The organism is Enterococcus sp. DIV0187, from assembly GCF_051713785.1.
Taxonomy (GTDB): domain Bacteria; phylum Bacillota; class Bacilli; order Lactobacillales; family Enterococcaceae; genus Enterococcus_A; species Enterococcus_A avium.
This window is the reverse complement of the sequence record NZ_JBIOQO010000001.1, coordinates 71,160-84,196: the sequence shown is the minus strand read 5'-3', so window position 1 is coordinate 84,196 and position 13,037 is coordinate 71,160. Positions and strand designations below refer to the sequence as shown.

The window sequence follows — 13,037 nt, the reverse complement described above, 5'->3', positions numbered from 1 at the left end:
AGATACATTGCTTAGTTGGATGGTATTCGTGGAGAGAAAAATAAATTCATTAAAAGAAACTAGGAGTGGAATATATGGAACAGGCAGCATTATTTACCATATTTGGTGGAACTGGCGATTTAGCGAAAAGAAAACTATATCCTTCGCTATTTCGCCTATATAGAAAAGGCAACTTAGCAGAGCATTTTGCTGTAATCGGTACAGCGAGACGACCATGGAGTGATGATCATTATCGTGAGATCATTCGCGAGACGATCAAAGATATCGCTCCAACTCAGGAAGAAGCAGAGGCGTTTTCAAACCATTTTTATTATTTGTCTCACAACGTCAATGATACTGAACATTACGATCAATTGAAGGGTTTATCTGATCAATTAGATGAAAAATATGGTTTACAAGGAAATCGCATATATTACTTAGCCATGGCACCTCAGTTTTTTGGAACAATCGTCAATCATTTAAAATCACAAGAAATTTTGACGTCCACCGGTTACAATCGTTTAGTAATCGAAAAACCGTTTGGCTTTGATTATGATTCTGCCAATGAGCTGAACAACCAAATCCGAAAAGTTTTCCCTGAACAAGATATTTTCCGAATTGACCACTACCTAGGAAAAGAAATGATCCAAAATATTTCGGTGATCCGCTTTGCCAATAATATCTTTGAATCCCTTTGGAATAATCGCTATATTGAAAACGTTCAGATTACATTTTCCGAAGCGCTTGGAGTGGAAGATCGTGGCGGTTACTATGAACACAGCGGTGCGCTAAAAGATATGGTTCAAAACCATATCCTGCAAGTCGTAGCTTTACTAGCAATGGAAGTTCCAACTTCTTTCTCCAATAAATCCATTCGTGAGGAAAAAGTAAAAGTTTTACAAGCAATTCGTCGCTATGATTCAGAAGAAGTGTTACAAAATTTTGTTCGCGGACAATATGACGCAGGAATGTTAGATGACAAAAAATTTATTGCTTACCACGATGAACCAAATGTTTCTGAAGATTCTTTGATGGAAACCTTTGTAGCCGGAAAATTTTTAATTGATAATTTCCGCTGGTCAGGCGTTCCTTTCTATGTTCGAACCGGAAAACGCATGACTGAAAAAGGCACAAGAATAAATATCGTCTTTAAACAAGTCCCCGTCAACGTCTTTAATTTCGAGCAAGAAGAAGCCGGTGGTGGAGAATTACCACAAAATATTTTAACCATTTACATCCAACCAACAGAGGGCTTCTCGTTAACCCTTAATGGAAAGAAAATTGGTCAAGGCTTCAATACTGAACCAGTAAAATTAGATTTCCGTCAAAGTGCTGAAGTCACAGAAAATAGTCCTGAAGCTTACGAAAAATTATTGTTAGATGCCTTAAATGGTGACAGCACTAATTTCTCTCATTGGGATGAAGTTGCAAACTCATGGGAGATTGTTGATCGCATACGTAATACTTGGGATCAAACTACACCAGGCTTTCCTAACTATGCAGCCGGTACAATGGGGCCACAGTGTGCCTTCGATCTTTTAGCGAAGAACGGACATGAATGGGCTTGGCAACCCGATCAATGGTACCGTGAACGCGGACAATTAGAATAAATAATTAAAGCTGGGAAATTTTTCTCAGCTTTTTTTGTGTAGCTACCTCAAAGACATATGAATAAAAAATCATAAAGATTTGACCTGACTCGAATAATCATCGCAACATTTAATAATCAAAACATTTTGAGAAAAGCTAAAAAACCCGCATCGAACTACTCCGATGCGGGTTCCTTCTATTATAGTCTTTTATTCTAATCCTTCTGCTACTGCTTCTGGATAGTTTTCTTCTACAATTTGGGCACATGAGGCACATAAATGCGGAAGCTTTTCATCTTCTCCAACTGTCGTGCGAACTTGACGGCAACGATCACAAACTTCGCCATCTGCTTTTTCAACTAAAATCGCTACATCATCGAACACCATAGCATTTTCTGGTGCAGTATTCATCGCAATACTGAATGAGTCGGGTGATACGATCAACAATTGTGCTAGATCAGCATCTAAAGCTGTCAACATCGTAGCCACTTGTTCATTTGGATAAATGGTTACTTTTGCTTCTAGTGATTTGCCAATCACTTTTTCATTACGAGCTTCTTCTAAAGCTTTCAAGACCTTATCACGGAAATCCATAAAGGCTTTCCATGTATCTAGCAATTCCTCTTGGTTAGGGAACGTTTCATAGCTTGGCAATTCCGCTAACTGTACGTATTCTTCTTCTTCCTTCAAGTACGTCCAGATTTCTTCGGTGGTATGAGGAATAATTGGCGTCAATAACTTCGTCAATGCTACCGCTGCTTGATAGAAGACCGTTTGCATGCAGCGACGTTCATAGCTGTCTTCTGCTTGAATATATACAACATCTTTTGCAAAATCTAAATAGAATGATGATAGATCAACTGTCAAGAAGTTCACGACTGTCTTGTAGATTTGTGTGAAATCATATTTCTCATAACCCTCTTCACGAATCGTTTTGATTACTTCATTCAAACGAACTAACATATATTTATCAACCGAACGTAATTCATCATAAGCAACCGTGTGTGTCGAAGGTTCAAAATCACTGGTATTCGCTAATAAGAAACGCATGGTATTACGAATTTTCCGATAAACTTCTGAAACTTGATTCAAAATATCCATCGATACACGAACGTCTGCTTCATAGTCTACACTGCTAACCCATAGACGTAAGATATCGGCGCCCATTTGGTTAATCACTTTTCCAGGAACAATTGTGTTACCTAATGATTTACTCATCTTACGGCCTTCGCCATCTAGAGTGAAGCCTTGAGAAAGGACTGATTTGTATGGCGCAACGCCATTAATCGCCACACTTGTTGTAATACTTGAATTGAACCAACCGCGATATTGGTCAGAACCTTCCAAATACATGTCAGCCGGGAAGGTCAAATCCTCACGTTGACGTAACACTGCTTCGTGAGAAGACCCTGAGTCAAACCAAACATCCATGATATCTGTCTCTTTAGTAAATTTACCATTCGGTGAGCTTGGATGCGTAAATCCTTCAGGTAATAAATCTTTTGCTTCACGTTCAAACCAAATATTAGAACCATGTTCAGCGAATAATTGCGCCACATGCTCTGTAGTTTCCGGTGTGATAATTGGTTCTCCATCTTCACCATAGAAAATCGGTAGCGGAACACCCCATGCGCGCTGACGAGAGATCACCCAATCACCGCGATCACGAATCATATTATACAGACGAGTTTTCCCCCATGGAATGATCCAATCAACTTTTTCGATTTCGTCTAAGATATCTTGACGGAACTTATCAATTGAGGCAAACCATTGTGGTGTTGCGCGATAAATGATTGGTTTTTTCGTACGCCAATCATGCGGATAGCTATGAGTGAAGAATTCTAACTTCAATAGTGCTCCATTTTTTTCTAACAATTCAGTAACCATTGGATTAACCTTGTCATAATAAACACCTTCAAAACCTGGCGCTTCAGCTGTCATTACTCCACGATCATCAACTGGAGAAATAATGTCATTTCGGTAGTTTTTCCATGCAAAGTAGTCATCTTCCCCGTGACCCGGAGAGGTATGAACCAGTCCAGTACCCGCGTCTAATGTTACATGATCTCCTAGAATAACTAAGGATTCGCGATCATAAAATGGATGCTGTGCTGTCATGTATTCAAGATCTTTTCCAGAAACCTCTTTGAGAACTTTATGATTTTCCCACTCTAATTCCTCTGCAACTTTCTCTAACAAATCTTTCGCAACAACATATTTACCTCCTGCCGCTTCTACCACAGCGTAAGTGTAAGCAGGGTTAACCGAGATTCCTTGGTTTGCTGGCAAAGTCCACGGTGTTGTTGTCCAAATAATGAATGAGGTATCCGTATCTAATATCCCTTTTCCATCCTTTACTTTAAAAGCAACAAAGATTGAAGGAGATTTGACATCTTTATATTCAATTTCCGCTTCAGCTAATGAAGATTCACTTGAAGGTGACCAATAAATTGGTTTCAACCCTTTATAGATATACCCTTTTTCAGCCATTTTACCAAATACACGAATTTCAGCTGCTTCATAATCAGGTGTCAATGTAATATATGGATGTTCCCAATCGCCAGCAATTCCTAGACGTTTGAAATCTTCGCGCTGCTTATCCACCTGTGACAAAGCGTATTCTTCACATTTTTTGCGGTATTCGGCCATCGACATTTCTTTACGCTTAATCCCTTTGTTTGTTAAAACCTGTTCAATTGGCAAACCATGCGTATCCCAGCCAGGTACATAAGGCGCACGAAAACCTGACATTGATTTGGAACGTACAATGATATCTTTACTAATTTTATTTAACGCATGTCCAATATGAATGTTCCCATTTGCATATGGGGGTCCATCATGTAAAACGAAGGTTGGTTTGCCTTCATTTAGTTTTTGACGCTTTTCATAAATGTTGTTTTCTTCCCATTCTTTTTCCCACTGTCCTTCACGGTTAGGTAAATTGCCGCGCATTGGGAATCCGGTTTTTCCTAGTTGAAGAGTTTCTTTTGTCTTCACTATTGATCGTCTCCTTTAAATTATAAAATTGAACATTAGCGATACAGTAACTTAGTTCGTCGCTTTTTTTCACACACGTACCAAAAAAACTGGTAACCTTTGTTGAAATTCTCTTAATGGATAAATCAACAAAAAAACAAGCTTATCCGCAAAGGGACGAGCTTGTCGTGGTACCACCCAAATTTGAAACCTAAAGTTTCCTCTAATCATCGTTAACGCAATGACACGTCGATTATTACTTTTAATTCATAACCGAATAATCCAGAGGATCTTTCTAATTAGAGGGTCTGCCGATCTTCCACTATCATCGGCTCGCTAATAAGAATCTAACTAGCTTTTCTGTTCTAGATTTCTATTCTTCGTCTGATTTAATCAATTCAGGAATATCAATTGTCAAGCCCATATCTTCTTGAGGCTCCTCAAGAACAATGGATTCACCTGAGTCTACTGCATTCTCAGTATCATTGTCAAGTTCATTTGCTAAAACTTCCTTCAATACCTCATGACCATCACCAACATATGAAGACATTGGTTTCAAAACTTCTTCCCAGTCGCCGCTGCGTGCTTGATCGATTTGAGTTTCTAACAATAATAGTAATTGTTGATGGAAGACACGTGTCTTCTTCTTTAAATCATTTGTTTCAGCAGCCAATTGACGAGCTTTGGAAGTAGCATCTGTTAAAATTTCTTTAGCCTTATCTTCTGCAGTCGTTGTTAATAAGTTTGCCTTTTGCATCGCATTAGAAATTAATTCATCCGCACGATTTTGCGCAGAAGTCACAATAACTTCAGATTCTTTACTTGCTGAAGATTTCACTTTATCGGCAGTATCTTGTGCCACGACGATTGATTGGTTCAACGCTTCTTTCAATTCATTGAAATACTCTAGTTTTTCTTCTGAATGTTTCAATGCTTTTTCTAATTCACGATTCTTAGCGATGCTGTCCTCATAGTCGCGAACAATCATATCTAAAAAATCATCGACTTCGTCTTGGTTATATCCACGCATCTTAGTGGAGAAATTTTTGTTTTGAATATCTAATGGAGTTAATGCCATTTTTTTGCTCACCTCATAAAATTTATTTTCGTAAAACGCCTAAGCGCAAACGGAATTTTTCTTTCTTTGTTTTTCCTTCTAAACCTTGGATCTGAATTCGCCCAAACCCACGAACTGAAACGACATCTAATAAATCAAGTAAATAATCTGGACGCTCATTGACCGACCAGTTCACTTTTACTTTACTGGCTTCAACTAATTGCTTTGAACGCTGTCGTGAAATATTATAAACAGTTGAAATAATCGCATCTAATCGCATGGATGTGGCGGTCGTTGTTTCCTCAACCCAACTATCTTTTGGAATAATGATATCCGTATACGGACGTTCCTCTAGATGGACGGTTACACGACCAATTTTAGTTACCTGACCTACGATATAATTAGCCGATTCTTTCGCTAAAAAAATTTGCCAGCGATCACCATCAGAAATAATATCCCCAAAATAATCACGCTTAATTCCAGCATTCATTAATGTTCCTAATATTTTCCCATGTGAAAGTTCAGTAAATTTTTTCGGATAATTAATTTCAATCATCACAAGCTCAAAGTCGTCGGTTTGCGGTTCATAATACTCGGGATAAATCATGCAACGACACCGTTCAGCATGCTCATAGCCGCCATAAAATGAAAATTTCAATTCACTATTTTCGCGAATTAACGTCTCCAAGATATAGGCTTGCCGAGGATCTAAAAAATTCGTCAGATAAGGAGCGTATTGGCTTTCAACTTGTTCTAGCCAATCGCCAACACTGTCAACAAATGGATGCTCTTCAGGTCTAAAATGTTGATAGACATTTGCATTCATATTGCCACCTCCTTAGTAGATAATACTATACAAAATTCTTTGTAGAACCTCCATCGCAATATTTAATGCTAAAATCGCTGCCATTACAGAAAAATCGATTCCGCCAAATTGCAAAGGCAAACGTCGAAATAAATCAAGAAACGGTTCACAAATTCGACCTAATAGTTGACCAAATTTAGACTGGTAAGCACCAGGAAACCATGACATTAATGCATAAACGACTAAAAGAATCGTATAAAGATAAACTAGTCGATTTAAATAATAAAAAAGTGTAATAAGTAGATTCAACTATGCGGCTCCTTTACATTTCTAATCCGTAAATATCTTCATCAACCATGGAGCTCAACGTAGAGTTGGTAATTTCAACATTTGTTGGCGTACATAAAAACATTTCATTTCCAACGCGTTTAATATCACCATCAATCATAAAGACTGCACCAGTTAGAAAATCGACCACACGACGCGCTCTCATTTCATCCAAAGATTGAAAATTAATTAAGACTACCTCACCTTGACCTACTCGTTTAGCTATTGTCATTGCTTCATTATAGGCCCTTGGTTCTACTACTGAAATACGGTCTTTTCTTTTTTCTTCTGTTCTTGGTGTAAGTCGTTGCGCTCGATTATTATTGTTAGGCATTGACACGACTTTTTCGCTTTTCTTCGCCATGCTTTCTGCCCTTTTTGCCACAGTTTCAGCTCTGCGATTTGTCTGAGGTTCTGCGACTGGTTGGCTGACCCGTTCCTGCTGTATTCTTTCTTTTTGACGTTCCGGAGAACGTTCCTGCTTTTGATACGTAGGACGTGTTGCCACGCGTTCTTTCTTCAAAGGTGCGCTTACTGGGCGGCTAACCTGCTTCTTTGGAGCAGGTGTCGCTGCTTCTTCATACATATCGTCATCTGCTAAACCAAAAAAATCAGTGATCTTTGCTAGACTAATTCCCATTAACTTTACCTAACCTTTCTTAAATAGTGCCGTTCCGATTCGAACAAAAGTAGCACCTTCTTCAATTGCCGTTTTGAAGTCTTGGCTCATTCCCATGCTCAATTCTGTGCATGGCGCATATTGCAAGTCTTGTTCCTTCACACTTTCTTGAAGCTGTTTCAAAGTAGAAAAAACATTCCGAATCTCTAACTCAGTTGCCTCATATGGCGCCATAGTCATTAATCCGATCACCTGAATTTTCTCTAATCCCTCTAATTCTTTAATAAAGGATTGAAGGTCACTCGGCCTAATACCATGCTTTGATTCTTCTCCGGAAACATTTACTTCAATAAAACATTTTATTTGATGTTCAGCACGCTTTTGTATTTCTTGTGCCAACCGTAAACTGTCTAACGCATGAAAGTAATCAATTTCATTTATAATCAATTTTACCTTGCGACGCTGTAAATTACCAATGAGATGCCATTTGATCTGCTGATAGTTTGAAAGACTTCGCTTTTTATCCAGCAATTTATCTACTCGATTTTCTGCTAAATCCGTCACACCTAGTTCAACGAGTTCGTTTGCGGTCATGGAGTCGACACTCTTTGTCACCGCAACCATAGTAATTTCCTCTGGGTTACGTGAAGCAAGAGCACACGACTCCTGAATCTCTTGCTCAATTCTATGCAAGTTTTCAGCGATCATGTGCTCTCCCCCTTTTATTTTCTACGGCGAAAGAATGGTGGTGTATCTAGTTCTTCGTCTTTTTCAGGTTTTACTTCTTCACGATTGAATGTTTCGAATTCTTTCTTTTCGATGTTATCAAATTGTGTATCTTCAACTTTAGGACGGATATTTTCTTCCTTGCGGATATCCCATTCACCAAAAGCAGACTGACCATCGTTGCTTCTTGCAGGTTCAATATCTAAATTTTGTTTTTGTGGAACTGATTGGATTTGACTAGCACGTTGTGTATTACGTGTAGCCTTACGCTCCTTTTTTGTTGGATCGATTCCTGTCGCAATTACTGTAACGCGGATTTCATCGCCTAATTCTTCGCTAATTGATGTACCTAAGATAATATTAACATCCCCTGTTGCTGCGCTTGCAACAATGTCAGAAGCATCTTGTGCTTCAAATAAAGTCATATCTAATCCACCAGTGATATTTAATAGAACTTGTTCTGCACCATCAATAGATGTTTCTAGCAATGGAGAGGAAATCGCTTTTTTCGTTGCTTCAACGACACGATCTTCGCCACTTGCAACGCCGATCCCCATTAAAGCAGTCCCTTGATTTGCCATTACAGTTTTCACATCAGCAAAGTCCAAGTTCACGTAACCAGGTGCTGTGATTAAATCTGAGATACCTTGAACACCTTGACGCAAAACGTTATCTGCTTCACGGAATGCTTCAAGCATTGGCGTTTTCTTGTCAACTACTTCTAGCAGGCGATTGTTTGAGATGATCAATAAAGTATCAACATTTTCCTTTAACGCTGAAATCCCTTCTGCTGCGAAACGTCCGCGTTTTGGTCCTTCAAAGCTGAATGGACGTGTAACGACGCCGACAGTTAAAGCACCGAGATCTTTTGCAATCTTCGCCACAATCGGAGCAGCCCCAGTACCAGTACCTCCGCCCATTCCAGCTGTGATGAAGACCATATCTGCACCTTCTAATGCGTCACGAATAGCTTGTTCGCTTTCTTCAGCTGATTTTTGACCAACTTCTGGTTGCGAACCTGCACCCAAACCACGAGTATATTTAGGGCCTAATTGAATAACTGTTTCTGCTTTTGAGTTTTTGAGTGCTTGAACATCAGTGTTTGATGCGATGAATTCAACGCCTTTAACGTTTTCCTCGATCATACGGTTGATAGCATTGCCACCGCCACCGCCAACACCGATAACTTTAATAACAGCACCTTCGTTAATATTGTTATCTATTGAGAATTCCATGTTTTCTATTCCTCCTACAAATTAATCAAAAATATTAGAGAAGAAGTCTTTAATCTTCCCGGTTACTTTTTCTTCATTTTTTGGCTTTGTTTCTTCTTCATAATCATTTGATGCTTCGTAATCGTCATACACAGGTGCTGTTGAAACAGCGTTGGTTTGTGGTGAAGCAGATAGTGAAACTTTTTCACCTGTAACCGCTGATTTTGCCAAATGATAGACATCACTCAATTCAGCTGAATAATTGACGATACTGATGACATTTGTAAAGACTGGATTTCTCAAGCCCATTTGATTCGGTACATGCAATTTAACTGTGGTTCCAAAAATGTCTTCCGCTAAATCAACCACACCTGGTAAACTTGCTGCGCCACCGGTCAGGACAACACCACCTGGTAAATCAAGTGCTTCGATTTCATCTAAAGCATCTTTGGCTTTACGGAATATTTGTTCCAACCGTGCTTCGATAATTTCAGCCAGATATCGTTCATCAACTTTAACTGGATCTGTTTTTCCAATGACATCAACTGGAAAATCTTCGTCAGCAGATGTCCGGCTTGGATAAGCGTCTCCATAATTGATTTTCAATGCCTCAGCATTATTAAAAGAAGTATTTAAAACGATGGAGATATCCTTTGTAACAAATTCCCCACCTTCTTGATCCACATGTGTGAATTTCAACTGTTTATCATGCATAACTGCCGTCGTGGTTTGTCCACCACCCATATCAATCACAATCGTGCCAAAATCCTTTTCACCATCAGATAAAATAGATTCTGTTAAAGCTAAGGATGTAATTACTGTTTCAGCAACCGATAATCCTGCTTTTTCAACACATTTTGTAATATTATGGATGATCGTTTTTGGACCAGTAAATACTAATCCAAACATTTCAAGACGAACACCGATCATGCCTCGCGGATCTTTGATGCCTTCAAATCCGTCGACGGTAAATTCTTGAGGCAGCAGCGCAACGATTTGTCTTTCAGGAGGAACTGAACGAACCATTGCTGCTGAAGCGACATTACGAACATCTTCATCCATAATCTCTTTTGACTCATTATTAACAGCAATCATACCTTGACAAGGTTCGACTTCTAACAAGTTAGCAGGTAGTCCAACGCTGACACTTTTAATCTGAATCCCAGCTTTTTCCTCGGCCTGTTTTACTGCTCGCTGAATCGCCTGTACTGTCTTATCGATATCTACGATAATCCCACGGTTGATTCCTTCTGATTTTGCGTTTCCAACACCAATGATATTCATTTGGCTATCGATGTACTCGGCAACAACAACTTTGATCGATGTTGTCCCGATATCAAGGCCTACATACATTCCTGCTTTTGCCATGAATGGGATTCCCTCCTATTTTCAAATAAATGCTTTATTCAGATGTAATATTTTAACTTACTGTTAAGCATGAAATATAATTTTTCGCAAGTAATTCACTGCCTTCAATTTTAACACATTTTGCCTAGAATGAAAAAGAAGATTCAACATTTTCTTGTAATAAATTTAATCATTTACAACAGCGGTTCCAGATTGATCTGTTGAGTTTTGTGTTGCATCCTCAGTAGTTGAATTTTCAGTATACGGATAGCTGTAAATTCCTGCTTCCATATCTACGATCCCCTTAATTCCTTTGTCACTCATTTCTTTCGCAATTTGAGGATAATACTTCATTTTACTGCCTAAATCGTTAATGCTGACTAAGACCTTGTTCCCATCATTCATGAAAATTTCCAATAATTCCTTGTTTTCATTTGTTGGGGAATATTTAATCTGGGATATGCCTTGTTTAACCTCTTCAGATAATTTTTTATAGCCTTCAAGTACTTTTAGAATTCTTTTTGATCCGGTGAAGCTTTCTAGAATTGGCAGGTCACCATCGCTTTTTTCTACTTCAATCGGAATAATTTTACCATTTGAAATGACAGGAGAATACTTTCCATCATTTTCTAAGTATGCGACTTCAGGATATTCTTTCACATCTACCACAAAATGATTGATCCCATCTAGGTGAACTTCTGCATTTTCAATTTGCAATTCTTGCTTTTTCAGATTTTTCACGTTATCTTTACGATCAAAATATTGACTCCAAAGATTGTCACCCACGCTAAAATTCAGTTCTTTTTCGATTATCTCTGTTGAAATCTTCTCATTACCTTTTATACTTACACCGCCTAACTTAGCTAGTGGTGATATGTAATACAATAATAATAAGGCTGGAATTGAAAATAACCCGATTAAAATCAAGGATCTCTTTACGAGCCGTCGATTGCGCTCATGTTTGATATTAGGTAATCGTTCTAAAAATGATCCATTTTTAGGCCCGCTTGGTGCATCCTCCATCTCAGGCTCTTCAATTTCAGATTCTAAAGGTATTGTATCTTTTTGTTCAGGCTCTTCTAATTTTTCTTCGGCAAGTCCATCAGTGTTAGAAAGTTCGTTTGTCTCTTCAGCAGTTGCTGCCTGATCAACAGTTTCACCCTTTTCCAGCGCTTTTTGTTTCAAATATTCCATATTCGCTAACTGCCATGGGGTCAAATTCTCTTGCTTTGTTTTTTCTACTTGCTGATTTTCTTTGCTTTCCTCCGGAAACTCTTCACGACTAATGGTCCTCACCTCCAAAAAACTATTTTACAATCTCGTTAACTAATGACCACAATCGCTCTGCTGCATCTGGGATACCTTCTTGACGTGAAGCTTTCGCCATCATTGCCTTTTTTTCTGGATCACCCATGATTTCATCCACTGCTTCTACTAATTTTTCCCCAGTTAAATCAGCATCCGTAATCATTTTGACAGCCCCAGCATTGACCAAACTCTGTGCATTTTTCGTTTGATGGTCATTTGTGACGTATGGGCTTGGAATGAGAATAGCTGGCAAACCTAAAGCTGTAAGCTCTGCGATTGAAGTTGCGCCTGCACGTCCAATTAATAAATCAACATTTGCCATAACGTCTGTCATATTTTTGATGTACGGCTGAAGCGATAGGTTATGATTGATTTTTTCGATATCAAATTTTTCTGCTATCTCATTATAATAACGATCACCAGAAGCGTACAGCACTTGATATTCTTTCTGTGAAAATTTAGGTAGTGCTTGAATGACCGCCTGATTTATTTTGAGTGCCCCTTGGCTTCCGCCAAAAATTAGGACAGTTGGAATGTCTGGCAACAGACCATATTGTTCTAATACTTCTGACTTTCCACTGGTCACCACTTCTTGGGCTCGCGGATTTCCAACTAAGACAGTTTTATTCTCTGGAAAATATTGTGCAGCATCTGGAAAACTAATCCCAACTCGATTAGCGAAGCGGCTAAGAAATTTATTTGTAATCCCTGGAACGCTATTTTGTTCGTGAACGATTGTAGGAATTTTCATACGTGCTGCTGCATAAACGACTGAACCAGAAACATAGCCACCTGTACCAATCACTACATCTGGTTTAAACTCTCGTAAGATCTCCTTCGAGCGTTTGATACTTTCAACAAATAATTGGACTGTTTTGATATTATCAAGCGAAAGTTTCCGCTTAAAGCCTTGAATTTTGATTGTTTTAAAAGAAATGCCTGTCTCAGGCACGATCTTATTTTCCAACCCTCGATGCGTTCCTACATATAGAAATTCTGAATCAGGTTGAATTTTTTGTACGTAACGGATAAATGCTAAGGCTGGATAGATATGTCCGCCCGTGCCGCCGCCTGTAACAAGTATTCTCAT

Annotated in this window: 11 protein-coding genes and 1 other annotated feature; of the genes, 1 reads left to right on the top strand and 10 read right to left on the bottom strand. The window is 38.8% G+C overall.

The window, feature by feature from the left end; all coding sequences use genetic code 11:
- The first annotated feature begins 74 nt into the window (after positions 1-74).
- Positions 75-1,589, top strand: a complete 1,515-nt coding sequence (gene zwf / locus IGI52_RS00450; protein ID WP_438780093.1) for a glucose-6-phosphate dehydrogenase — start codon at positions 75-77, stop codon at positions 1,587-1,589.
- A gap of 189 nt (positions 1,590-1,778) precedes the next feature.
- Here zwf and ileS read toward each other — a convergent pair whose 3' ends face one another.
- The 10 genes from ileS to murG form a co-directional block, all read right to left on the bottom strand.
- Positions 1,779-4,565, bottom strand: a complete 2,787-nt coding sequence (gene ileS / locus IGI52_RS00445; protein ID WP_127978732.1) for an isoleucine--tRNA ligase — start codon at positions 4,563-4,565, stop codon at positions 1,779-1,781.
- A 149-nt stretch (positions 4,566-4,714) separates the two neighbouring features.
- Positions 4,715-4,922 (bottom strand) — a binding site (T-box leader).
- Positions 4,918-5,622 (bottom strand): DivIVA domain-containing protein, encoded by a 705-nt coding sequence (locus tag IGI52_RS00440; RefSeq protein ID WP_016180560.1) that lies wholly within the window; start codon positions 5,620-5,622, stop codon positions 4,918-4,920. (Overlaps the previous feature by 5 nt.)
- Before the next feature lie 22 nt (positions 5,623-5,644).
- Complete coding sequence (locus IGI52_RS00435; protein ID WP_016180559.1) at positions 5,645-6,427, bottom strand: RNA-binding protein; 783 nt, start codon at positions 6,425-6,427, stop codon at positions 5,645-5,647.
- A gap of 12 nt (positions 6,428-6,439) precedes the next feature.
- Positions 6,440-6,715: a YggT family protein gene (locus IGI52_RS00430; protein ID WP_016180558.1), complete on the bottom strand. Its 276-nt coding sequence runs from the start codon at positions 6,713-6,715 to the stop codon at positions 6,440-6,442.
- Positions 6,716-6,728: 13 nt separating this feature from the next.
- Complete coding sequence (locus IGI52_RS00425) at positions 6,729-7,373, bottom strand: cell division protein SepF (protein ID WP_016180557.1); 645 nt, start codon at positions 7,371-7,373, stop codon at positions 6,729-6,731.
- Between the two features lie 9 nt (positions 7,374-7,382).
- A complete protein-coding gene (locus IGI52_RS00420) occupies positions 7,383-8,060 on the bottom strand; it encodes a YggS family pyridoxal phosphate-dependent enzyme (protein WP_016180556.1) in 678 nt (225 codons plus the stop codon).
- Between the two features lie 14 nt (positions 8,061-8,074).
- Positions 8,075-9,313 carry a cell division protein FtsZ gene (gene ftsZ / locus IGI52_RS00415; RefSeq protein WP_016180555.1) on the bottom strand — a complete coding sequence of 413 codons (1,239 nt, stop codon included), beginning with the start codon at positions 9,311-9,313 and terminating at the stop codon, positions 8,075-8,077.
- 21 nt (positions 9,314-9,334) lie between these two features.
- A complete protein-coding gene (gene ftsA, locus IGI52_RS00410) occupies positions 9,335-10,660 on the bottom strand; it encodes a cell division protein FtsA (RefSeq protein ID WP_016180554.1) in 1,326 nt (441 codons plus the stop codon).
- 165 nt (positions 10,661-10,825) lie between these two features.
- A complete protein-coding gene (locus IGI52_RS00405) occupies positions 10,826-11,935 on the bottom strand; it encodes a cell division protein FtsQ/DivIB (RefSeq protein WP_438780092.1) in 1,110 nt (369 codons plus the stop codon).
- 10 nt (positions 11,936-11,945) lie between these two features.
- Positions 11,946-13,037, bottom strand: coding sequence for an undecaprenyldiphospho-muramoylpentapeptide beta-N-acetylglucosaminyltransferase (murG, locus tag IGI52_RS00400; protein WP_137440066.1), 1,092 nt, complete (start codon positions 13,035-13,037; stop codon positions 11,946-11,948).

What these genes read in the sequence shown, in the direction of transcription:
- zwf (WP_438780093.1), top strand. Translation starts at nt 75, where the DNA reads ATGGAACAGGCAGCATTATTTACCATATTTGGTGGAACTGGCGATTTA.
- IGI52_RS00440 (WP_016180560.1), bottom strand. Translation starts at nt 5,622, where the DNA reads ATGGCATTAACTCCATTAGATATTCAAAACAAAAATTTCTCCACTAAG.
- IGI52_RS00435 (WP_016180559.1), bottom strand. Translation starts at nt 6,427, where the DNA reads ATGAATGCAAATGTCTATCAACATTTTAGACCTGAAGAGCATCCATTT.
- IGI52_RS00425 (WP_016180557.1), bottom strand. Translation starts at nt 7,373, where the DNA reads ATGGGAATTAGTCTAGCAAAGATCACTGATTTTTTTGGTTTAGCAGAT.
- IGI52_RS00420 (WP_016180556.1), bottom strand. Translation starts at nt 8,060, where the DNA reads ATGATCGCTGAAAACTTGCATAGAATTGAGCAAGAGATTCAGGAGTCG.
- ftsZ (WP_016180555.1), bottom strand. Translation starts at nt 9,313, where the DNA reads ATGGAATTCTCAATAGATAACAATATTAACGAAGGTGCTGTTATTAAA.
- ftsA (WP_016180554.1), bottom strand. Translation starts at nt 10,660, where the DNA reads ATGGCAAAAGCAGGAATGTATGTAGGCCTTGATATCGGGACAACATCG.
- murG (WP_137440066.1), bottom strand. Translation starts at nt 13,037, where the DNA reads ATGAGAATACTTGTTACAGGCGGCGGCACGGGCGGACATATCTATCCA.